Genomic DNA, 19,876 nt, shown 5'->3' with positions numbered 1-19,876 from the left:
AGGTTCGCGGACCGGCGCGCAGATCCCTTCAGCGAACCGGAGGATAGGACACGGCGGGGGAAGCCGCCGGGTAGGGGGAGGGCACGGGGTCGGGCGCGGCGAGCAGGCTCGGCGGCCTGACCTCGTCGGCCACCGACCACGAGCTCAGGGAGAGCGGCGGGACCGCCTCCAGTGGACGTATCAGCGGAGACACGGCGGCGGCGCCGGCGGTCACCGGAGTGGTCAGTGCCCGCACCGCCTGCTGCCGCGCGTCGCCTCCGGCGGGGGCGGGCATCCCGGGCAGCAGCGGCGCGGCGGCCTTGGTGGGCGCGACGGGGGTGTCGCCCAGGGCCCGCTGCCCCTGCCCGAGCAGGGGGCCGCCCGTGCGGCGGCGCTGGCTCTCGGAGCCGGTGGCCGCCGCCGAGCCCGGGGTGCGCATCGGCGTCACGTTGCTGCCGCTGCCCGAGCCGCGGGCCTCGGTGGTGGTGTCCGGGGTACCGAGGGTGACGCCGCCGAGTGCGATCGCGGCCAGCGACACCGCTCCTGCGGCGACGAAGGCGAACCGCAGACCGCGCGAGGCCGAGCGCTCGGACTCCTGCCTGCCCACGTCGTGGATCCGGAAGCCGCCCCGCCCCTGGGAGGAGGCCGGCAGGACGGGGGCGTGCGACCCGGCCGGGACGTAGTCGAACTCGAACCGCTCGCCCCGCCGCGTGCCGAAGACGCCGGAGGAACTCGCGGAGGCGCCGAAGCCACCGGGCAGCCCGGCGAACGGCGAGCCGCCGTCCGTGCCACCGCCACCGGGGAGCCCCTGGAGGCGGGCCAGGAAGCTCTCGGACGGGGCCGGCGGGGCCGCTTCGGCGAACACGTTCTTCAACCGGCGCTGCGCGTCGACCTCCGCCTTGCACTTCGGGCAGGTCGCCACGTGCGCCAGCACGCGCTCACGCGCGTCATGACCGAGCTCTCCGTCCACCAGGGCGGAGAGTCGGTCTCCCAGATGCTGCTCTGCGAGGTGTCCCTCGGACTGAGGCCGTGATCCACTCACGCGCTCGTGCCCCCTCCTCCCAGTGCGGGAACGCCGGTCGCGAACGAGCGACGGTCGGCGCGCGCCTTCGGCGAACGGTGCGCGAGCGCCTTGCGGAGCTGGGAACGGCCGCGGTGGATGCGCGAGCGGACCGTGCCGAGCTTGACGCCGAGGGTCGCGGCGATCTCCTCGTAGGACAGCCCCTCGATGTCGCACAGGACGACGGCGGCACGGAACTCGGGCGCGAGCGTGTCCAGGGCCTGCTGGACGTCCGCGTCGAAGTGGGCGTCGTGGAAGAGCTGCTGCGGGGTGGGCTCCCTGCTGGGCAGCCGCTCGGCCGCGTCGTCGCCGAGCGCGTCGAACCGGATGCGCTGCTTGCGGCGGACCATGTCGAGGAAGAGGTTGGTGGTGATGCGGTGCAGCCAGCCCTCGAAGGTGCCCGGCGTGTAGGTCGACAGGGACCGGAAGACACGGACGAAGACCTCCTGGGTGAGGTCCTCGGCGTCGTGCTGGTTGCCCGTGAGGCGGTAGGCGAGGCGGTAGACCCGGCCACTGTGGGTGCTGACGATCTCCTCCCAGGAGGGCGGAGTCCACGCAGGCCCGTCCGCGTCGCCTGCGAAGGTCGCGGTCTGGCCGTGTCCCGTGGGACCGTCGGCGTGGCGGTGGTCAGCAGCGGTGTCGTTCACGGATTTCGGCCTGCCTGCCGATCCGAGGAAGCGCCTCAGCACTCCGCCCCGATCCGCGGGTGCGGCCGCACCTCCCCTGTCGGCTCTGGTGGTGTCCAGTGGAGCCCCTACCATAGCCACCTCGCCCGTTAGCTCCGGATAAGCGGTTTTACGAGAATTTGATCTGGGCCGGTACGGCTCGTCCGGCCGCGTCGCCACGTGCCCGGCGCTCTGGTCCATCGCCGCCCTCCCCCGTCGCGGCCCCGGCCGCTCGGTCGTCTCTTCGCCCGTCTCCTGCTTGCCCCTTCAAACGACTGGTCCCATCTGCGGGTTCCCGACGCCAACGGATACAGTCACGCCGAGGCAACGACGGGGACAGGAGAGGGTCATTACCGGCAACCGGCAGACGAGCTGGGCGTTCGCCGACGCCTATGTCGCCGAGGACGACGCGCTGCTCTGGGCACGCGACCGGGCCCGCGAGGCGGGCCTGCGCTCGGTGACCCCGGGCACGGGCTCCGCCCTTGGGTTGCTCGCCGCCGCCGTGGACGCCAAGGCGGTCGCCGAGATCGGCACCGGCTGCGGCGTCTCAGGAATCCATCTGCTGCACGGCATGCGACCGGACGGCGTACTGACCACGGTCGATCCGGAGCCGGAGCACCAGCAGTTCGCCCGCCAGGCCTTCCGGGCCGCGGGCTTCGCCAGCAACCGGGCCCGGTTCATCCCCGGCCGCGCCCTGGACGTGCTGCCCCGGCTCGCGGACGCCGGGTACGACCTCGTCTTCTGTGACGGCGACCGCCTGGAGTACCTGGACTACCTCGCTGAATCGTTGCGCCTGCTGCGTCCCGGGGGTCTCGTCGCCTTCGAGGGCGTCTTCGGCGCCGGCCGCACGATCGACTCGGGACCGCAGCCCACCGAGGTGCTGCGGGTACGGGAACTGCTGCGCGCGGTGCGGGAGAGCCAGGAACTGGTGCCGTCCCTGCTGCCGGTGGGCGACGGCCTGCTGTGCGCCGTGAAGCGCTGAGGAATTGCGCGGAGCGCCGGGGAATGCCCGGGGCCCCGGAGAATGCCGGCACAAAACAATCACCCCGGCACCAGGTGCGGTACCGGGGCGACTGAACGGGTATGGTCGCTCGCGCGTCAGCCGACGACCTTCTTGAGGGCGTCGCCGAGCGCGTCGGCCTCATCGGGGGTCAGCTCGACGACGAGCCGCCCGCCGCCTTCGAGCGGAACGCGCATGACGATGCCCCGCCCCTCCTTGGTCACCTCGAGCGGGCCGTCGCCCGTCCGCGGCTTCATGGCCGCCATGCTCGTTCCCCTTCCTGATACCAGCTCACCGTCACCGCCGACGGCCCCTGAGGGCACGCGCAATCCGGCTTGGACGCGCGACACCGGCATCGAACACATTGCTTCCCAGCCATTATCCCGCATCCCAGGACCCGATGACCAACATCAGTCGGCATCGCTTGGACAACGCGTGCGAGCAAAACCACCCAATTCGGCGATGTGACTGCGATACTGCGCGCCCTCACCCACTTCCGCCGAATGGATACGGACCGGAATTCTTTGACGCAGGTCACATCGCCCGGGCGATCCGTTCCCGGTGATCTCGGTCATGCTGTCTCCGGACACAAGCCAGACACAGACCACTGCATGCCACTACGCGGAGGGGATCTCCATGGCCGACACCGTGCTCTACGAGGTGAGCGACGGGCTCGCGACGATCACGCTGAACCGCCCCGAGGCGATGAACGCGCTGAACATCGAGACCAAGGTCGCGCTCCGGGAGGCGGTGCGCTCCGCGGCGGCGGACAACGCCGTACGGGCGGTGCTGCTCACCGCGGCCGGCGAGCGGGCGTTCTGCGTCGGCCAGGACCTCAAGGAGCACATCGGGCTGCTGGCCGCCGACCGGGAGACCGGCTCGGGCCAGACGATGAGCACGGTGGGCGAGCACTACAACCCGATCGTGCGGGCGCTCGCCGGGGCCGAGAAGCCGGTGGTCGCGGCGGTGAACGGCGTGGCGGCAGGGGCGGGCCTCGGTTTCGCCCTCGCGGCGGACTACCGGATCGTCGCGGACACGGCGTCGTTCAACACGTCGTTCGCGGGCGTGGCGCTCACCGCGGACTCCGGCATCTCCTGGACGCTGCCGCGCGTCGTCGGTCCCGGGCGCGCCGCCGACCTGCTGCTCTTCCCGCGCACCATCAAGGCGCAGGAGGCCTACGAGCTGGGCATCGCCGGCCGGGTCGTCCCCGCCGCCGACCTGCGCGCCGAGGCCGAGAAGACGGCGCGGGCGCTGGCCGAGGGTCCGACGGTGGCGTACGCGGCGATGAAGGAGGCGGTGGCGTACGGGCTGACGCACTCCCTCTCCGAGACGCTCGACAAGGAGGACGAGCTGCAGTCGCGGGCGGGGTCCTCGGAGGACCACGCGATCGCGGTGCGGGCGTTCGTGGAGAAGGCCAAGCCGAAGTACCTGGGCCGGTAGGCGTCGGGCCGGCGGACGCCCGGTGACGGCGCCTGCGGCGCAGCGCGTGGAGCACGCGCCAGGCGAGGGCGGGCGACCGGGCCGGGCAGGGCGCTGGCGGCGGGGCACGGCTGGAGGCAGGCGGCCACGCGGGGTACGCCCGCCGGTGCGGGCCTACGGCCCCGGGCCCGGGCGGGTAGCAGGCCTACGGGGCAGGGGCGGACAACCGGGCCGGGCAGACAGCCGCCGACCGCGCACGACCGGCGAGGCACGGCTGGAGGCGGCCGACCGGGCGGGGCACGCACGCCCACCAGGCCGAGCAGGCAGCCGCCGACGGCGGCGGCGGACCGGCGGTTGCGGGCGACCGGGCCGGGTACGCCCGCCGGTACGGGCCTACGGCCCCGGGCCCGGGCGGGTAGCAGACATACGTGGCAGGGGCGGACAACCGTGCCGGGCAGACAGCCGCCGACCGCGTACGACCGGCGAGGCACGGCTGGAGGCGGGCAACCGGGCGGGGCACGCACGCCCACCAGGCCGAGCAGGCAGCCGCCGACGGCGTACGACCGGAGGCGGGCGGCCGGCGGTTCAGGCGTGGCGGGCCACGCATCTCGCCAGGTGGTCGTCGACCAGTCCGCACGCCTGCATCAGCGCGTACGCCGTCGTCGGGCCGACGAAGCGCAGGCCCCGTTTCTTCAGGGCCTTGGACAGCGCCGTCGATTCCGGGGTGACGGCCGGGACGTCGGCGAGGGTCTCCGGTACCGGCCGCCCGGCCGGGTCCGGGGCGTGCGACCAGATCAGCTCGTCCAGGTCCCCGGCGGCCCAGCCGGCCAGCACGCGCGCGTTGGCGAGGGTCGCGTCGATCTTGGCGCGGTTGCGGATGATGCCGGCGTCGGCGAGCAGGCGCTCGCGGTCGGCGTCGGTGAAGGCGGCGACCTTGGCGATCTCGAAGCCGGCGAAGGCGCTGCGGAAGCCGGGGCGGCGGCGCAGGATGGTGATCCAGGACAGGCCGGACTGGAAGGCCTCCAGGCTGAGCCGCTCGTACAGGGCGTCGTCGCCGTGGACCGGGCGGCCCCACTCCTCGTCGTGGTACGTGACGTAGTCCTCGGTGGACAGCGCCCAGGGGCAGCGCAGAGCGCCGTCCGGGCCCGCGACGGCCTCCCCGGCGCTCATTGCTGGTCCTCCGGGGCCGGCTTGTCCATGACGACGTGGCGGTGGGCGGCGGCGGCCCGGGCGCCCGCCAGCGCGGACTCCAGGTCGGCGATCCGGGCGTCCCGCTCGGCCAGCTCGGCGCCGAGGCGGCCGAGGGCGTCGTCGACGTCCGCCATGCGGTAGCCGCGGACGACGAGCGGGAAGCGCAACCGCTCCACGTCGCCGCGACCCACCGGGCGGTCCGGGGGCAGCGCGTCCCGTACCCGCTCGGGCGCGGCCTCGGGCAGCGGCCCGCTGTCGCCGCCGCCCACCACGGCGAGCGTCACCGCGGCCACGACGACGGCCAGCGCGATGACGAGGAACAGGAACATGACCATCGCTGGGCCCCCATGGTCGGGTCGGAGTCCGCACCGAGTCGGAGTCGGTCGAGTCGGTGGAGTCGGTCGGGTCGGAGTCGGTTGTGTCGGGTCCGATCGTGCCATGCGAGTCTGACAGTCGGGGCCGCGGCCGTCGAAGGACCGCGCCCCGAGGCCGAGAGCGGGACGAGAGAACGGGTATGGACGAGAAGATGTCACAGGGGACGCTCAGGCTGGGCAGGCGTGAGTTCACGGCGCACGAGCCGGTGATCATGGCGATCGTGAACCGGACCCCCGACTCCTTCTACGACCAGGGGGCGACCTTCCGCGACGAGCCCGCCCTCGCGCGCGTGGAGCAGGCGGTGGCCGAGGGCGCCGCGATCGTCGACATCGGCGGGGTGAAGGCCGGCCCCGGGGACGAGGTGTCGGCCGCTGAGGAGGCGCGGCGGACGGTGGGCTTCGTCGCGGAGGTGCGGCGGCGCTTCCCGGACGTCGTGATCAGCGTGGACACCTGGCGGCACGAGGTCGGCGAGGCCGTCTGCGAGGCCGGGGCGGACCTGCTGAACGACGCGTGGGGCGGCGTCGACCCGAAGCTCGCGGAGGTCGCGGCCCGGTACGGGGTGGGGCTGGTGTGCACGCACGCGGGCGGCGCGGAGCCGCGGACGCGGCCGCACCGGGTGACGTACGACGACGTCGTGGCCGACATCCTGCAGGTGACGCTGGGGCTGGCCGAGCGGGCGGTCGGGCTCGGGGTGCCGCGGGAGTCGGTGCTGATCGACCCCGGGCACGACTTCGGGAAGAACACGCGGCACAGCCTGGAGGCGACGCGGCGGCTCGGGGAGATGGTGGAGACGGGGTGGCCGGTGCTGGTGTCCCTGTCGAACAAGGACTTCGTCGGGGAGACGCTGGACCGGCCCGTGAAGGAGCGGGTGATCGGCACGCTGGCGACGACGGCGGTGTCGGCGTGGCTGGGGGCGCGGGTGTACCGGGTGCACGAGGTGGCGGAGACCCGGCAGGTCCTGGACATGGTGGCGACGATCGCCGGGCACCGGGAGCCCGCGGTGGCCCGGCGGGGGCTGGCGTAGGACCTCGCCCCAGCCCTCGCCCCCGCCCGTGGCGGGCCCTAGCGGCCCGCTTCCTTGGAGACCAGGGCCACCGCCTCGTCCACGTCGTCCGTGACGTGGAAGAGAAGGAGGTCCTTCTCGGCGGCCTTGCCCTGGGCGACCAGGGTGCCCCGGAGCCAGTCGACCAGGCCGCCCCAGTACTCGGAGCCGAACAGGACGATGGGGAAGCGGGTCACCTTCTGGGTCTGCACCAGGGTGAGTGCCTCGAACAGCTCGTCCAGGGTGCCGAGACCGCCGGGCAGGACGACGAAGCCCTGCGCGTACTTCACGAACATCATCTTGCGGACGAAGAAGTAGCGGAAGTTCAGGCCGATGTCGACGTAGGGGTTGAGCCCCTGCTCGAAGGGCAGTTCGATGCCCAGGCCGACCGAAATGCCCTTCGACTCCAGGGCTCCCTTGTTGGCCGCCTCCATGGCGCCGGGCCCACCGCCGGTGATGACGGCGAAGCCGGCCTCCACCAGGCCGCGGCCCAGCCGCACGCCCGCCTCGTACTCCGGTGAGTCCGCCGCCGTGCGGGCGGAGCCGAAGACGCTGATGGCGGGCGGCAGTTCGGCCAGGGTGCCGAAGCCCTCGATGAACTCGGACTGGATGCGCAGCACTCGCCAGGGGTCGGTGTGGACCCAGTCCGTCGGGGCACGCTCGTCCAGCAGGCGCTGGTCCGTGGTGCTCTTCTGCACCTGGTCCCGCCGCCGGAGGACGGGGCCCATGCGCTGCTCCTCCGGTGGCCGCTTCTTGCCCTCGGGGTTGCCAGTAGCCATGCGCGCTCCCTCCGGTTGCAGGTTCTTCCACCTCAGCGTAGTTCTACGCGGGTTACGTGCGAGGGACCTCAGCATGTCCGCCACGCTGCGACCCAAACCCGTCGCGACCGCCGTGGATCATGCCGTCAGCCAGGAGCGCAGGCGCTCCTCGCCCGCGAGGATCTTCGCCACCTCGACCCGCTCGTCGCGCTTGTGCGCCAAGTGCGGGTTGCCGGGGCCGTAGTTGACCGCCGGCACGCCGAGCGCCGAGAAGCGGGAGACGTCCGTCCAGCCGTACTTGGGCTGCGGGGTGCCGCCCACCGCCTCGATGAAGGCCGCCGCGGCCGGGTGGGACAGTCCGGGCAGGGCCGCGCCGCTGTGGTCGTCGACCACGAAGTCCGTCACCCCGCAGTCCGCGAAGACCTCGCGCACGTGGGCGAGGGCGTCCTTTGGGCTGCGGTCGGGGGCGTAGCGGAAGTTGACGGTGACCACGCACTCGTCGGGGATGACGTTGCCCGCCACCCCACCGGTGATGCCGACCGCGTTGAGGCCCTCGCGGTACTCCAGGCCGTCGATCACCGGGTACCGGGGCTCGTACTCCGCCAGGCGCGCGAGGATCGGGGCGGCGGCGTGGACGGCGTTGGAGCCCATCCAGGAGCGCGCCGAGTGCGCCCGCTCCCCGGACGTCTTGAGCAGCACCCGCAGGGTGCCCTGGCAGCCGCCCTCCACCTGGCCGTCGGAGGGTTCGAGGAGTACCGCGAAGTCGCCCTCCAGCCACTCGGGGTGCGCCTCGGCGACGTGCTTGAGGCCGTTCAGCTCGGCGGCGACCTCCTCGTTGTCGTAGAAGACGAAGGTCAGGTCGCGGTTGGGGGCGGGGACGGTGGCCGCGATGCGCAGCTGGACCGCGACGCCCGCCTTCATGTCGCAGGTCCCGCAGCCCCACAGGACCCCGTCCTCGTCCAGCCGGGAGGGGACGTTGCCGGCGATCGGCACGGTGTCGATGTGGCCGGCCAGGATCACGCGCTCCGCGCGGCCCAGCTCCGTACGGGCGACGACGTTGTTGCCGTACCGCTCGACCGACAGGTGGGGCAGGGCCCGCAGGGCGCTCTCGATCGCGTCCGCCAGCGGCTCCTCGGTTCCGCTCTCGGACGGGAAGTCGACGAGCCGCGCGGTAAGCTCCGCGGCGTCCAGCGTGAGGTCAAGCGGGGTATCGGCCATGGCCCCGACCCTAGCGCCCGGCCCATTCGGGCAGTGTCCGTACCCGGGGGACACCGGACCCTACCCTCCAGTACCTTGTACGCGTGCTTCAGCCGTCCCCACCCCGCAAACGCCGTGGCCGCCTCGCCCGTTCGGGCGCCGCCTCCATCGCCCTCCTCGCGGTCGCCGGTTATCTGGCGGTGCAGTACGTCACCGGAGGCGCGGGCGCTCCGGGCTGCAAGGTGGCCTCCGGCAAGGACGGCCGTACGACCTACGAGTTCACGCCGGAGCAGGCCGTGAACGCGGCCACGATCACCGCCGTGGGCACCGCTCGGGGGCTGCCGGAGCGGGCCGTGACGATCGCCCTGGCGACCGCGCTGCAGGAGTCGGCGCTGCGCAACCTGGACTACGGCGACAAGGACTCGCTCGGCCTGTTCCAGCAGCGGCCCTCGTGGGGCTGGGGCACGCCGGAGGAGATCCTGGACCCCGCCTACGCGGCGGGCGAGTTCTACGACCACCTGGTCAAGGTGGCGGACTATCAGGAGCTGCCGCTGACCGTCGCCGCCCAGCGCGTGCAGCGCAGCGGCTTCCCGGACGCGTACGCCAAGCACGAACCGGACGCCGAGCTGCTCGCCGCCGCGCTCACCGGGCGGTCCGCAGCGACGCTGACCTGCGACGGGCGCCCCGGCTCGACCCCTCGCAAGGGGCCGGACGCGGTCCGCGCGGCGCTGGTGCGGGAGTTCGGGCACGCCGTGCTCGAACCGGCCGGCGCGGAGGTGTCCGACGGCAGCGGCGCCGACACGGGCGCCGCCCGTTCCGCGGGCGCCTCCGACGAGCGGACGGTCACGGTGCCCGTGACCGGAGGCGCCGGTGCGGGCGGACAGCGGGAGACCGAGCGGCGCGGCTGGCAGGTGGCGCACTGGGCGGTGGCCAACGCCTCCTCGCTGCACATCCAGCGGGTCACCTACGCGGGCCGGGAGTGGACCGCGGGCAACACCGACAGCAAGTGGGCGCCGGCGGGCGGCGAAGGCACCGAGGGCGCGGAGCGGGCGGCCGGACCGGTGCGGATCACGTCCGGCTGGTAGCGCGCCCGTACGAGCCGTCACCTTCGCGAGTGACCCGCGTCGGCGCGAGGTCGACGCGGGCCACGGGTTTGCACACCCTCACCCCCGGAGGCGTCGGGGCCCAGGAAAATCAAGGGCCGTAAGGATTCAGCAGACTTTCCGACCGGCGCCCTTTTGCCCGTTTTTCTGTGCACCTGATAATGCGACGCATTACCAACTCTTTACGCCGGGCCGCCGCAACCTTCGTGGCTCTCGAGCGGTAGTCACTGCGTCCGAGCCCGGTCGATCACTCTCCGATCGTTCCCGGGCACGGTCGGATTCCCCATCGTTGACTTCCGTCGAAGGAGCATCATGTCCCTCCCCCTGACCCGCCGGATCGCCCGTGCCGCGCTGCTCGTCGCTGCGGGAGCGGCTGCCGGGGTCGGTGCGGCCGGCTCCGCCAGCGCGGCTCCCGAACTGCCGGCCACCCCGAACCTCGGGGGACTGACCGCCCTGGACGGGGCGAACGTCGGCAACACCGCCGCCTCCGCGGCCCAGAACGTCACCGAAACCGCGGGCGACACCGGCGGCAAGGCCGTCAAGAAGGCCGTGCCGGCCGCGGGCAAGACCGGTGGATCGGCCGTCAAGAAGGCCACGCCGGCCGCGCAGGACGCCGCGGGGGGCGCGGCGGGTGCCGCCGGGGACATCGTGGGTGACACGGCGTCGACCGCGACGCAGGGTGGGCTGCCGACGGACGCGCTGGGCAAGGGCGGGCTGCCGGTTCAGGGTCTGCCGGTCGGCTAGCGCCGGGCTTGAGCGGCGCGGCGCCGGGGTCTGAGGTTCCCAGGCCCCGGCGTTCTGCTTGCCTACGTCGGTTCAGCGGGCGTGTCTTGGCCGTGGCCCGGCGATGGGGGCTGTGCCCACCCTCCCCCATTGCCTCGAAGGCGTGGGAGGTGCCCCCATCGCCCTGCGGAGCGAGTGCCCACAGCCGGGGCGGAGCGAGTGCCCAGCCGGGGCGGGCGGGCCGGAACGACTGCCCCGCAGCCAGGTCAGCGCTTCAGGCGGTCCGCCGCTGTTTGGATGCGTTCGTCTGTGGCTGTCAGGGCTACGCGGACGAAGTTTTCGCCTGCCGGGCCGTAGAAGCCGCCCGGGGCCACCAGGATGCCTCGGTCGGCCAGGTGGGCGACCGTGGTCCAGCAGGACTCGTCGCGGGTGGCCCAGAGGTAGAGGCTGGCCTCGCTGTGCTCGATGCGGAAGCCGTGGCCGAGCAGGGCCTCGCGCAGGACGGTGCGGCGGGCCGCGTAGCGCTCACGCTGGACGCGGACGTGCTCGTCGTCGCCGAGGGCCGCCACCACGGCCGCCTGGGTCGGCGCCGAGGTCATCATGCCGCCGTGCTTGCGGATCTCCAGGAGCGGGCCCAGGACGGCCGGGTCGCCGGCGAGGAAGGCCGCGCGGTAGCCGGCGAGGTTGGAGCGCTTGGAGAGGGAGTGGACGGCGACCAGGCCGTCGTACGAGCCGCCGTTGACGTCCGGGTGGAGGACCGAGACCGGGTCGGCCTCCCAGCCCAGCTCCAGGTAGCACTCGTCGGAGACGAGGAGCACGCCGTGCTCGCGGGCCCAGGCCACGATCCGGGTCAGGTCGGCCTGGGAGAGGACCTTGCCGGTCGGGTTGGACGGGGAGTTGAGCCAGAGGAGCTTCAGGCCCGCGGGGTCCAGCTCGGTCGGGTCCTCGTACGCCTCGTACTCCGCGCGGGCCAGGCGGGCGCCGACCTCGTACGTCGGGTAGGCCAGGCGCGGGAAGGCCACCCGGTCGCCGGGGCCCAGGCCCAGCTGGGTCGGGAGCCAGGCGACCAGTTCCTTGGACCCGACGACGGGAAGCACGTGGCGGTGGGTGACGTCGCGGGCGCCGAGCCGGCGCTCGACCCAGCCGGTGATCGCGTCGCGCAGTGCCGGGGTGCCCCAGACGGTCGGGTAGCCCGGGGAGTCCGCCGCGTCGACCAGGGCCTTCTGGATCAGCTCGGGCACCGGGTCGACCGGGGTACCGACCGAGAGGTCGACGATGCCGCCGGGGTGGGCCGTCGCCGTCTTCTTGTACGGCTCCAGCTGGTCCCAGGGGAAGGTGGGAAGTCGGTCGGAGACTGCGGACACGGTGGGTTGCTCTCCCTCTGCTCGTCGGCGCCCGGGGCTGCGGCAAACGCCTCGGTCCCGTGCGGCCGATCGGGGGACCGGGCCGTACGGGACCGAGGCGGCGCGTGTGCGGGCCGCTCCTACTGGTTCTGCGGCGGCAGCGCGGCGACGAACGGGTGGTCGCGCTCGATCAGCCCCAGCTTGCTGGCGCCGCCGGGCGAGCCGAGCTCGTCGAAGAACTCGACGTTCGCCTTGTAGTAGTCCTTCCACTCCTCGGGAGTGTCGTCCTCGTAGAAGATCGCCTCGACCGGGCAGACCGGCTCACAGGCACCACAGTCGACGCATTCGTCCGGGTGGATGTACAAGGACCGCTGGCCCTCGTAGATGCAGTCGACCGGGCACTCCTCGATGCACGCCTTGTCCTTCACGTCGACACAAGGCTGCGCGATGACGTAGGTCACGCTGTCGTTCCTCCTCGATAGGGCGCTGGCGGGCCTCCGTAGGCTCCGCCGCCTGGCGCGCGGGAGCGCGGCGTCGTCGATGCCCGCCCCTAGTATCTCCGTTCCTGGGCATGATCCGAACAGGAGGGGTGGACAGACCCGTGGAAATCTCTGCCGCAGGGCGACTTGAGGTCCGTATCACCGCTGCTGACGTGGGCAAACGAGTCTCCGTACGGCGCTTGAGCGACACTGGTGTCGCAGGTGAGAGGTTCACCGACACGGTCGGTGTTCTCACATCATGGACCGATGGTGTGCTGCTGATCACACGAAAGAGTGGCGAAAGTGTCCGTGTCGCCGAGTCCGACCTCGTCGCCGGGAAGGTCGTGCCGGCCGCGCCCGCCCGCCGGCGCGGGCCCGCCGCGTCCTACGAGGAGCTGGCGCGGGTCGCCGCGCGGGCCTGGCCCCCGGTGGAGAGCGAGCGGCTCGGCGGGTGGGAGCTGCGGGCGGCCGGCGGCTTCACCCGGCGGGCCAACTCCGCGCTCCCGCTCGGCGATCCGGGGCTGCCGCTCGACGAGGCGCTGACGGCCGTAAGGCGCTGGTACGGCGAGCGCGGGCTGCCCGCGTACGTGCAGACCGCCACCGGCGCCGCCGGCACGCAGGAGCCGCTGTGCGCGGAGCTGGAGCGGCGGGGCTGGGTGCGGGAGGTGACGGCGGAGGTGTGGACCGGCGGGCTCGCACCGGTCGCCGACCTCGCCGAGGGCGCCGGTGTGGTCCTGTCCCGGGAGGCGGACGAGGCGTGGCTGGCCCGGTACCAGCGCAAGGGTGTGAGCGACGTGGCCCTGCGGGTGCTGGGCGCAGGGCCCTCGGTGTGGTTCGCCAAGGTGTCCGGTGCGGACCCGACGGGTGCCCCGGCGGCGATCGGACGGTGTGTCGTGGACGGGCGCTGGGCGTCCTTCGCGGCCGTCGAGGTCGATCCCGCGCGGCGGCGCCGGGGACTGGCGACCGCCGTGATGGCCGCGCTGGCCCGGCGGGCGCTGGACGAGGGCGCGTCGGCGGCGTGGCTCCAGGTGGAGACGGACAATGCCGGGGCCAGGGCGCTGTACGCCGGGACGGGCTTCGCCGCGCACCACGCCTACCACCACTACCGGGAGCCCGGGAACACCGCGACGGACCGGTAGCCGACCGTCCCTGCCCACCTCGCTCCACCTCGTCTCGACAGCACAGTGAAAGGGCACGAGCCGGCCATGCCTCATCCTCATCCCCTCCGGCCCCCGTCGCCGGAACGTTCGGCCGAAGTACGGCGGCGGTTCGCCGAGGAGGCGCGGTCCGAGCGGCCCGACCTGGCCACGCTGTGCCTGCTGGTGGGCGCGGAGGCGGACGGGGCGCTGGACGAGGCGGGACTGGACGCCGCGCAGGTGGAGCTGGACCGGCTGGCCGGGGAGCTGCCGTTCCGGCCGGGTACGCCGCGGGCCTGGGCCGAGGCGCTGCGGGACCTGCTCGGCGAGCGGTACGGCTTCCACGGGGTCGCCGCGGACTACCAGCGGCTGGAGTCGTCGTTGCTGCACGAGGTGCTGCGGCGGCGGCGCGGGCTGCCGATCCTGCTGTCGGTGGTGTGGCTTGAGGTGGCCCGGCGGGCGGGGGCACCGGTGTACGGGGTCGCGCTGCCGGGGCACTTCGTGGTCGGACTCGGGCCGGAGCACGCGGCTGGGGAACGGGTTCTCGTCGATCCGTTCGACGGAGGGCGGCTGCTCACCGGGAAGGACGCGGAGGTGCTGGTCGCCGGGGCGACGGGGGCGGAGTTGCGGCCTTCGATGCTGGAACCCGCCGCGCCGTTGGAGGTGGTGTCCCGGGTGCTGAACAACATCCGGGCGTGGGCGGCGGGGCGGCCGGAGCAGTCGGCGGTGGGGCTGTGGGCGATCGACCTGGCGCTGCTGTTGCCGGCGCATGCGGCTCGGTTGCGTTACGAGCGGGCGCGGTTGCTGGTGCAGCGGGGGGAGTTCCTGGCGGGGGCCGGGGAGTTGGAGGCGTACGCCGAGGTGGTGTCGGCGGTGGACGAGGCGGTCGCGGCGGAGCTGCGGGGGGAGGCGCGGGCGGCTCGGGCGATGCTGAACTGACCGTCGGCGGGGTGCGGGTGGGGGCGCTTGCCCGCGCCGACAGGGCGCCTCCCCAGTGCCTGAACGGCCTGGGAGGTACCCCCGGCGCCCGCCCTGCCCCCACTCTCGGCTTCGCTCGAGCGGGGAACCCCCAGCGCCCCAGCGGCACGACTGCCCGCAGTCGTGCCGCATTCCTGTCGTGGCGTGACGTCAGCTCGGGTTGGTGTCGATGACCGCCACCCGGTCGGTCTTGCTCTTCAGGGCCTGGCGCATGGCGCCGTAGACGTCCTGCGGGGTGACGGGCGTCTTGTCACCGTTGGCGCGGGTGATGAGCACACCGTCGAAGGTCTGGCCGTAGAGCTCCTTGAGGGCGTTCAGGTCGGGCTTGTCGACCAGCTTGCCGTCGACGGCCGTGACCCTCAGGAACTTCCACAGCGACTTCTCGGGGCTGAGCGGAATCGAGTGGGCCGGGTCCGTCTGCACGGTCACGCGGGCCGACATCGCCGGCTCGGCGAACTCCTTCATCATCCGGTCGACCTCGGCCTTGGAGACCGTGGGCTGCTTGGTGGTCGTCGGCACGTTCACCCCGGTGGCGGTGCCCGTCTCCACCTGGGTGCGGTACGCCGCCTGCACGGCCTCGGTCGACTTGGCGACGTCTATGCCCTTGCCGGGCTTGCCGTACACGGGGACGGCCTTGCCGGACTCGAACTTGATCGTGCCCTCGGTCACCGAACCGGCCCCGCCGGCGGCGTTCTCCAGGGCGGCGTGCAGCTTCTCCTCGTCGACGGGCATGACCGGTTCGACGACCCGCTTCTGGCCGAAGAGGGAGCCGATCACGGACATCGGGTTGTAGTCGCTCGTCGCCGCGTCGCTGGCCGTGGCCTGCGTGTCGAGCTGGAGCCCCGCCTGGTCGGGCTTGAGCGAGACGGTGTCACCGCCCACGGTGAGCTTGAGCGGCTTGGCCGCGCGGGCACCGAGGGCCTTGTCCAGCTTCTCCACGGCGTCGTCGCGGGTGCCGCCGCCGATGTCGACGCCGAGCACGGTGGTGCCCTTGGGCACCTCGGAGCGGTTCATGAGCAGGCCGGCGCCGTAGGTGACACCGGCGACGACGACCAGGCCGCCGACGAGGAGCGGGAGCTTCTTGCGCCCCTTCTTCTTGGCGGGCTTGGCGGAGCTCGCCGGGGGCGCGGAGACCGGCTCGGGCAGCTTGGGCGGCGTGTGCGGGAGCGGTCCGTCGCCGGGCGCGGTCCGGAACGGCTCGTCGCGCCCGCCCGGTACGACGGGGATGCCGCTGGTGACGGTGTTGCCGGAGACGTTGTCCGGGTTGCCCATGCCGGGGGGAGCCGGCCGCTGCGGGGTGAGGATCGCGGTGTCGTCGCTGAGTCCGCCGCCGGGGCCGGGGCGGGTGGCGTCGGGGCCCGTCGGCCTGCCGGGGCCACCCGGGCCGCCCGGACCGCCGGGACCGCCGGGGCTCCCCGGGCCGCGCAGGCCGTTCGGGGCGGCCTCGCGCTGCCCGCCCGGGGCCCCGGGGCTGCCGAGGTCGCCTGCCGGGGGCGGCGTCAGCCGGCTGTCGCCGGTGGCCGGGCCGCTCGTCGGACCGGCGGGGCCCTGGGGGCCGACGCCGTACGGGGACTGTCCGTTCAGGCCGTTGTGCTGCCCGCCGGGGGCGCCGGGGCCCGGGTCGGTGCCGCGCTCCCCCGCGAAATCGGGCAGGTCGTCGCGGCCTGGTTCGCTCCCGGCGCCCGGCCTGGGACCGTTGCCGTTGCCGTTGCCGCCCAGCGGGCCGGCCGCCAGCGCCTCGGTCACGTCGAAGGAACCGGTGCCGCCGCCGTGGCCGGGCGCCACGGGCCCGCCGGTCGCACCGGAGCGGGTGGCGCCGGGTGCGCTCATGGAGCCGACGACGCCACCGGGACGGCCACTCCCGCCGCCCGGTCGCGCACCGGCACCGGAAGCACCCGCGGGACCCGTACCCCGATTGCCCGGCGCACCCGGACCGGCGGCGGGCGCCGGCGAACCGCCCGGCAGACCGGCCCCGTTGGTGGAACCGCCGCCCTGAGCGCCCTTGCCCTGACCCGACTTGCGGGGCGCGAACCAGTCGCTGGTCGGCTTCTCCTCGGCGGGCTGGGCGGACGGAGCGGGCTCGGCGGGGGCCTGGGGAGCGCCGCCCGCGGGCGCGGCGGCGCTCGCTGAAGGTGCGGGCCGCTCACCCGTCGTGGTGGCCTCCGCGCCGTCGGCTGCGGCGCCCTCGCCGTCCGTGACGGGCTTGCGCACGACGACCGGCGGGATGGGCCGCGACCCGGGGATGTTGATCCGGATCCGGGTCGTCAGCGTCGTCTCGGTCTTGCGCTCCTCCGGTCGCGTGGCCGAACGGCCCGCGTCCGTACCGGTGTCGGAAGCCGTGGGTGTCCCGTAGGGCGGGGTGCCCGAGGGGTATGCGGCTCCGCCGCGCCCGTGCGGCCCGGAGGACGAACTGTCAGTTTCACGACTCAAGGCAGGTTCTCCCGATTGGCTCCGCCGCCCGTCACGCCATCAGCGGGCGGCTCGGCGGCGCGCACCACCATACTGGCCACTTCTCACGCGTATCCCGTGACCGCCGGGGAAACCCACACGGGACCCGCACGCCCGTGCACGGCGAAGCGGTACGTCACTTGCGAAGTCGGGCGGAGTCGCCGTCCGGTTGCCGCACCGGCGCGAGGGTGGCGCAGATCACAGCGACGGCGATCCCGCCGAGCAGGAAGAGGTAGGACCCGACACCGGCGGCGAAGAGGAAGTCGCCCTCCGGCCGGCTGGCGGTGAGCAGCACCGCGGCGAGGGCCCAGCCGAGGGCGGGTGCGACGGCCCCGCCCCGGCGCCCGACGGCACGGCCCGCCCCGAGGCACAGTCCCGCCTCGGCTGCCAGGGCGAGCAGCAGCCCGCCCGGGAACCAGGCCGGCTGGAGCAGCGCGCCCGCGGCACCGATGACGGCGCCGAGCACGAAGAGCCCCACGTACAGGAGGGCCCGGCCGGGCGAGGGCGGGCGCAGCGGCTGCGCGAGTACGGAACCCGCGGGCTCGTTGCGGCTGCTCACGGGGCCACCTCGCTCTCCTGGGTCGCGGTGATCCCGGCGAACAGGTCGCTCTCGCGTCCGCCGCCGGCGGCCCGCTCGCCGCGCACCAGTTCGTAGTACTCGGTGGTGAGGAGGGGCTGGGCCAGGTCGTTGGAGAGGACGAAGTACGGTTCGGCGACCGTGATCTGGGTGGCGTGCGCGCGCATCGCGGCGGCCTTGGCGGCGGCGTACGGGGTGCCGTCGCCGCGGATCTCGGTGGTGACCAGCGCGTCGTCGACGACGCCCGGTACGTCCTCGACCTCGGCCACCTTGTCGAACGGCAGTCCGGGCAGCTCGTCCCGGAGCCGGGCGAAGGCGTTCTCGAGGTGGGAGCGCGGCACGCGGTTCCAGTAGACCTTGGCGACGGGGCACCCGGCCTCGGCCGCCAGTTCCACCGCGCGCATGGCGACGCGGTGGGCCTGGATGTGGTCGGGGTGGCCGTAGCCGCCGTTCGGGTCGTAGGTGACGAGCACCTGGGGGCGCACCTCGCGGATGACGTCCACGAGCAGGGCGGCGGCCGCGTCGACGTCGGCCTGCCACAGGCAGCCGGGGTCGTCGTTGTCCGGCAGCCCCATCATCCCGGAGTCGGCGAACCGCCCCGGCCCACCGAGCAGCCGGAAGTCGTCGACGCCGAGCGCGCGCATCGCGTCCGCCAGCTCACCCCTGCGGTGCCCGCCCAGGGCGGCGCCGGACAGCTGGGCGAGCTCGGGCGGAATGACCTCGCCCCGCTCACCGAGGGTGCAGGTCACCAGCGTCACGTGCGCGCCCTCGGCCGCGTACCGGGCCATGGTGACGCCGTTGTTGATCGACTCGTCGTCCGGGTGCGCGTGCACCAGCAGCAGACGCCGGCCGGGGAGATCCGTCATGCCCCCACCCTATGAGGCCCGGACTCCGTCCTCACGCCCGCACGGGCCGTACGGAACTGTCCAGGCCTTGTCCAGTGCCGTCGGCACGGTCGGCGGCGTTGTTCCGGGCAGGGCACGGCCGTGCGACGCGGGAGCGAGGAGGGGTGCGACATGTCGGTGGACGCCGGAACGGACCAGGTCGACGAGCCGGGGTGGGAGGTGGACCCGGACGACGACTGGGCGCTGGCCGTGATCGCCACGGTGGGCCGGCAGCTCCGGCTGCGCCGGGAGGCGGCGGGGATGCGGGCTCCCGACTTCGCGGTGGCGATCGGGTACGGGGAGGACCTCGTGTACAAGGTCGAGGGCGGCAGGCGGATCCCGCGCCCCGAGTACCTGGACCGGGCGGACGAGGTGCTGGCCGCCGGCGGGATCGTCGCGGCGATGAAGGAGGACGTGAAGAAGGTCCGGTATCCGAAGAAGGTGCGGGATCTCGCGCAGATGGAGGCGCGGGCGGTGGCGATGCAGTTGTACGACCCGCTGAACGTCCACGGGCTGCTGCAGACGCCGGAGTACGCGCGCGGACTGCTCCTGATGCGGCGCCCTTCCTACTCGGCGGACGAGGTGGAGCGGTTCATCGCCGCACGCGTGGCGCGCAAGGGCGTCTTCGAACGGGACCCGGCACCCGAGTTGAGCTTCGTCCTGGAGGAGTGGTCGCTCAGGCGCCCACTGGGCGGAAGGGCGAACCTGCGCCGCCAGCTCGAACACCTGCTTGAGGTGGCGCAGTCGAGGAACGTCGAGTTGCAGGTGATGCCGATGGACCTTGAGGAGCACGCCGGGCTGGCCGGCGGTATCGAGGTGCTGACCTTCGAGGACGGCTCCAGGGTGGGGCGTTCACCGGTGGTGGCCCACGGCCGGCCGGTGTCCGAGCCCAGGCAGCTACGTATCCTGGAGTTGCGGTATGGCATCATCCGGGCGCAGGCCCTGACTCCGCGTGAGTCCATCGGCTTCATCGAGCGACTGCTGGGGGAGACATGATCCGCAACACCGGCCTGGCGTGGTTCAAGAGCAGCTACAGCAGCAGCAGCGAGGGCGACTCCTGCGTCGAGGTCGCCCTCGAACCCGGCACCGTCCACGTGCGCGACTCGAAGAGCCTGCCGGACACCGGCCCCCGGCTCGCGCTGGCGCCGGAGGCCTGGGTCCGCTTCGTGGCCGGCACGGTCAGAAGTTGATGCTTCCGATCATCCCTGCAAGGTTCGTCGTCAGCTCGCTGATCGTCGGAGCGATCGTCGAGGAGGCCAGGTAGAAGCCGAGGAGCATGCACACCACCGCATGCCCCGCCTTCAAGCCTGACTTCTTGACGAGCAGGAAGACGATGATCGCCAGCAGCACAACCGCCGAAATCGAGAGTGCCACGGCGGCTCACCTCCAATGGGCCCAGGGACATGGGGGGGTCGGTCGCAGTCGGTGCTCGGGGCAGATAAATCCACGCAGGGGGTACCTGGTTGATACCCACTATGCGCTAGTGATCATAACTATCCGTGCGCGCGCATCTCTCGGC

The 19,876-nt window shown here is 73.3% G+C and carries 23 protein-coding genes; 9 read left to right on the top strand and 14 right to left on the bottom strand.

Annotated elements, in window-relative coordinates; translation table 11 throughout:
- Nucleotides 1–28: 28 nt before the first annotated feature.
- Nucleotides 29–1,021 (bottom strand): zf-HC2 domain-containing protein, encoded by a 993-nt coding sequence (locus AB0P07_RS03520; protein WP_365544427.1) that lies wholly within the window; start codon nt 1,019–1,021, stop codon nt 29–31.
- Nucleotides 1,018–1,686, bottom strand: coding sequence for an RNA polymerase sigma factor SigE (sigE, locus tag AB0P07_RS03515; RefSeq protein WP_102931435.1), 669 nt, complete (start codon nt 1,684–1,686; stop codon nt 1,018–1,020). Before sigE ends, AB0P07_RS03520 begins: the two co-directional genes overlap by 4 nt.
- A 301-nt stretch (nt 1,687–1,987) precedes the next feature.
- Between sigE and AB0P07_RS03510 the strand changes: the two genes are divergently transcribed.
- The gene (locus AB0P07_RS03510; RefSeq protein ID WP_078884611.1) at nt 1,988–2,686 is read left to right on the top strand and encodes an O-methyltransferase; all 699 of its coding nucleotides are present in this window, start codon (nt 1,988–1,990) and stop codon (nt 2,684–2,686) included.
- 116 nt (nt 2,687–2,802) lie between these two features.
- Here the strand turns inward: AB0P07_RS03510 and AB0P07_RS03505 are convergent, their stop codons facing one another.
- Together AB0P07_RS03505 and AB0P07_RS03500 are read right to left on the bottom strand one after the other, a co-directional pair.
- Complete coding sequence (locus AB0P07_RS03505; protein WP_003966491.1) at nt 2,803–2,970, bottom strand: DUF3117 domain-containing protein; 168 nt, start codon at nt 2,968–2,970, stop codon at nt 2,803–2,805.
- Between the two features lie 144 nt (nt 2,971–3,114).
- Nucleotides 3,115–3,279, bottom strand: coding sequence for a hypothetical protein (locus AB0P07_RS03500; RefSeq protein WP_365544424.1), 165 nt, complete (start codon nt 3,277–3,279; stop codon nt 3,115–3,117).
- Between the two features lie 61 nt (nt 3,280–3,340).
- Between AB0P07_RS03500 and AB0P07_RS03495 the strand changes: the two genes are divergently transcribed.
- Complete coding sequence (locus tag AB0P07_RS03495; protein ID WP_365544421.1) at nt 3,341–4,144, top strand: enoyl-CoA hydratase-related protein; 804 nt, start codon at nt 3,341–3,343, stop codon at nt 4,142–4,144.
- Between the two features lie 564 nt (nt 4,145–4,708).
- Here the strand turns inward: AB0P07_RS03495 and AB0P07_RS03490 are convergent.
- Together AB0P07_RS03490 and AB0P07_RS03485 are read right to left on the bottom strand one after the other, a co-directional pair.
- Complete coding sequence (locus AB0P07_RS03490; RefSeq protein WP_365544418.1) at nt 4,709–5,293, bottom strand: DNA-3-methyladenine glycosylase I; 585 nt, start codon at nt 5,291–5,293, stop codon at nt 4,709–4,711.
- Nucleotides 5,290–5,649, bottom strand: a complete 360-nt coding sequence (locus AB0P07_RS03485) for a DivIVA domain-containing protein (protein ID WP_108989523.1) — start codon at nt 5,647–5,649, stop codon at nt 5,290–5,292. The genes AB0P07_RS03490 and AB0P07_RS03485 overlap by 4 nt, the downstream gene beginning before the upstream one ends.
- A 191-nt stretch (nt 5,650–5,840) precedes the next feature.
- On the opposite strand from AB0P07_RS03485, the gene folP reads away from it, so the two are divergent.
- Nucleotides 5,841–6,713 carry a dihydropteroate synthase gene (gene folP / locus AB0P07_RS03480; protein WP_365544549.1) on the top strand — a complete coding sequence of 291 codons (873 nt, stop codon included), beginning with the start codon at nt 5,841–5,843 and terminating at the stop codon, nt 6,711–6,713.
- A gap of 38 nt (nt 6,714–6,751) precedes the next feature.
- Here the strand turns inward: folP and AB0P07_RS03475 are convergent, their stop codons facing one another.
- A complete protein-coding gene (locus tag AB0P07_RS03475; RefSeq protein ID WP_365544416.1) occupies nt 6,752–7,510 on the bottom strand; it encodes a TIGR00730 family Rossman fold protein in 759 nt (252 codons plus the stop codon).
- Nucleotides 7,511–7,627: 117 nt separating this feature from the next.
- Nucleotides 7,628–8,707: a succinyl-diaminopimelate desuccinylase gene (dapE, locus tag AB0P07_RS03470; protein ID WP_365544413.1), complete on the bottom strand. Its 1,080-nt coding sequence runs from the start codon at nt 8,705–8,707 to the stop codon at nt 7,628–7,630.
- Between the two features lie 83 nt (nt 8,708–8,790).
- Between dapE and AB0P07_RS03465 the strand changes: the two genes are divergently transcribed.
- Together AB0P07_RS03465 and AB0P07_RS03460 are read left to right on the top strand one after the other, a co-directional pair.
- Nucleotides 8,791–9,771, top strand: a complete 981-nt coding sequence (locus tag AB0P07_RS03465) for a heavy metal transporter (protein ID WP_365544410.1) — start codon at nt 8,791–8,793, stop codon at nt 9,769–9,771.
- A gap of 330 nt (nt 9,772–10,101) precedes the next feature.
- Complete coding sequence (locus tag AB0P07_RS03460; protein ID WP_102931443.1) at nt 10,102–10,533, top strand: ATP-binding protein; 432 nt, start codon at nt 10,102–10,104, stop codon at nt 10,531–10,533.
- Between the two features lie 245 nt (nt 10,534–10,778).
- On the opposite strand, the gene AB0P07_RS03455 is transcribed toward AB0P07_RS03460, so the two are convergent.
- Together AB0P07_RS03455 and fdxA are read right to left on the bottom strand one after the other, a co-directional pair.
- Nucleotides 10,779–11,876, bottom strand: a complete 1,098-nt coding sequence (locus tag AB0P07_RS03455) for a bifunctional succinyldiaminopimelate transaminase/glutamate-prephenate aminotransferase (protein ID WP_365544408.1) — start codon at nt 11,874–11,876, stop codon at nt 10,779–10,781.
- A gap of 119 nt (nt 11,877–11,995) precedes the next feature.
- Nucleotides 11,996–12,316, bottom strand: a complete 321-nt coding sequence (gene fdxA / locus AB0P07_RS03450) for a ferredoxin (protein WP_003973842.1) — start codon at nt 12,314–12,316, stop codon at nt 11,996–11,998.
- A 140-nt stretch (nt 12,317–12,456) separates the two neighbouring features.
- Here fdxA and AB0P07_RS03445 point away from each other — a divergent pair, with 140 nt between their 5' ends.
- Both AB0P07_RS03445 and AB0P07_RS03440 read left to right on the top strand, forming a co-directional pair.
- Nucleotides 12,457–13,473, top strand: a complete 1,017-nt coding sequence (locus AB0P07_RS03445; protein ID WP_365544405.1) for a GNAT family N-acetyltransferase — start codon at nt 12,457–12,459, stop codon at nt 13,471–13,473.
- A gap of 66 nt (nt 13,474–13,539) precedes the next feature.
- Nucleotides 13,540–14,409 carry a transglutaminase-like domain-containing protein gene (locus AB0P07_RS03440; RefSeq protein WP_365544402.1) on the top strand — a complete coding sequence of 290 codons (870 nt, stop codon included), beginning with the start codon at nt 13,540–13,542 and terminating at the stop codon, nt 14,407–14,409.
- Between the two features lie 189 nt (nt 14,410–14,598).
- Here AB0P07_RS03440 and AB0P07_RS03435 read toward each other — a convergent pair whose 3' ends face one another.
- The 3 genes from AB0P07_RS03435 to mshB all read right to left on the bottom strand — a co-directional run bounded on the left by AB0P07_RS03435 (nt 14,599) and on the right by mshB (nt 18,339).
- Nucleotides 14,599–16,878: a hypothetical protein gene (locus AB0P07_RS03435; protein WP_365544400.1), complete on the bottom strand. Its 2,280-nt coding sequence runs from the start codon at nt 16,876–16,878 to the stop codon at nt 14,599–14,601.
- Between the two features lie 154 nt (nt 16,879–17,032).
- Nucleotides 17,033–17,455: a DUF6113 family protein gene (locus AB0P07_RS03430; protein ID WP_365544397.1), complete on the bottom strand. Its 423-nt coding sequence runs from the start codon at nt 17,453–17,455 to the stop codon at nt 17,033–17,035.
- Nucleotides 17,452–18,339, bottom strand: a complete 888-nt coding sequence (gene mshB, locus AB0P07_RS03425) for an N-acetyl-1-D-myo-inositol-2-amino-2-deoxy-alpha-D-glucopyranoside deacetylase (protein WP_365544395.1) — start codon at nt 18,337–18,339, stop codon at nt 17,452–17,454. The genes AB0P07_RS03430 and mshB overlap by 4 nt, the downstream gene beginning before the upstream one ends.
- A gap of 150 nt (nt 18,340–18,489) precedes the next feature.
- On the opposite strand from mshB, the gene AB0P07_RS03420 reads away from it, so the two are divergent.
- A complete protein-coding gene (locus AB0P07_RS03420; protein ID WP_365544392.1) occupies nt 18,490–19,353 on the top strand; it encodes a helix-turn-helix transcriptional regulator in 864 nt (287 codons plus the stop codon).
- Nucleotides 19,350–19,547, top strand: coding sequence for a DUF397 domain-containing protein (locus AB0P07_RS03415; protein WP_365544389.1), 198 nt, complete (start codon nt 19,350–19,352; stop codon nt 19,545–19,547). Before AB0P07_RS03420 ends, AB0P07_RS03415 begins: the two co-directional genes overlap by 4 nt.
- On the opposite strand, the gene AB0P07_RS03410 is transcribed toward AB0P07_RS03415, so the two are convergent.
- Nucleotides 19,537–19,731 (bottom strand): hypothetical protein, encoded by a 195-nt coding sequence (locus tag AB0P07_RS03410; protein WP_362280333.1) that lies wholly within the window; start codon nt 19,729–19,731, stop codon nt 19,537–19,539. The genes AB0P07_RS03415 and AB0P07_RS03410 overlap by 11 nt on opposite strands.
- Nucleotides 19,732–19,876: the final 145 nt, after the last annotated feature.

This window comes from Streptomyces sp. NPDC085944 (assembly GCF_040686295.1).
Classification (GTDB): Bacteria; Actinomycetota; Actinomycetes; order Streptomycetales; family Streptomycetaceae; genus Streptomyces; species Streptomyces salinarius.
The sequence above is the reverse complement of the archived record's forward strand: the minus strand, read 5'-3'. Positions and strand labels throughout refer to the sequence as shown.

Bases quoted from the DNA above. Each gene is read 5' to 3' on its own strand.
- AB0P07_RS03485 (WP_108989523.1), bottom strand. From the start codon at position 5,649: ATGGTCATGTTCCTGTTCCTCGTCATCGCGCTGGCCGTCGTCGTGGCC.
- folP (WP_365544549.1), top strand. From the start codon at position 5,841: ATGTCACAGGGGACGCTCAGGCTGGGCAGGCGTGAGTTCACGGCGCAC.
- AB0P07_RS03495 (WP_365544421.1), top strand. From the start codon at position 3,341: ATGGCCGACACCGTGCTCTACGAGGTGAGCGACGGGCTCGCGACGATC.
- AB0P07_RS03415 (WP_365544389.1), top strand. From the start codon at position 19,350: ATGATCCGCAACACCGGCCTGGCGTGGTTCAAGAGCAGCTACAGCAGC.
- dapE (WP_365544413.1), bottom strand. From the start codon at position 8,707: ATGGCCGATACCCCGCTTGACCTCACGCTGGACGCCGCGGAGCTTACC.
- AB0P07_RS03420 (WP_365544392.1), top strand. From the start codon at position 18,490: ATGTCGGTGGACGCCGGAACGGACCAGGTCGACGAGCCGGGGTGGGAG.
- mshB (WP_365544395.1), bottom strand. From the start codon at position 18,339: ATGACGGATCTCCCCGGCCGGCGTCTGCTGCTGGTGCACGCGCACCCG.
- AB0P07_RS03475 (WP_365544416.1), bottom strand. From the start codon at position 7,510: ATGGCTACTGGCAACCCCGAGGGCAAGAAGCGGCCACCGGAGGAGCAG.
- AB0P07_RS03500 (WP_365544424.1), bottom strand. From the start codon at position 3,279: ATGACCGAGATCACCGGGAACGGATCGCCCGGGCGATGTGACCTGCGT.
- AB0P07_RS03440 (WP_365544402.1), top strand. From the start codon at position 13,540: ATGCCTCATCCTCATCCCCTCCGGCCCCCGTCGCCGGAACGTTCGGCC.
- AB0P07_RS03460 (WP_102931443.1), top strand. From the start codon at position 10,102: ATGTCCCTCCCCCTGACCCGCCGGATCGCCCGTGCCGCGCTGCTCGTC.
- AB0P07_RS03505 (WP_003966491.1), bottom strand. From the start codon at position 2,970: ATGGCGGCCATGAAGCCGCGGACGGGCGACGGCCCGCTCGAGGTGACC.
- AB0P07_RS03490 (WP_365544418.1), bottom strand. From the start codon at position 5,293: ATGAGCGCCGGGGAGGCCGTCGCGGGCCCGGACGGCGCTCTGCGCTGC.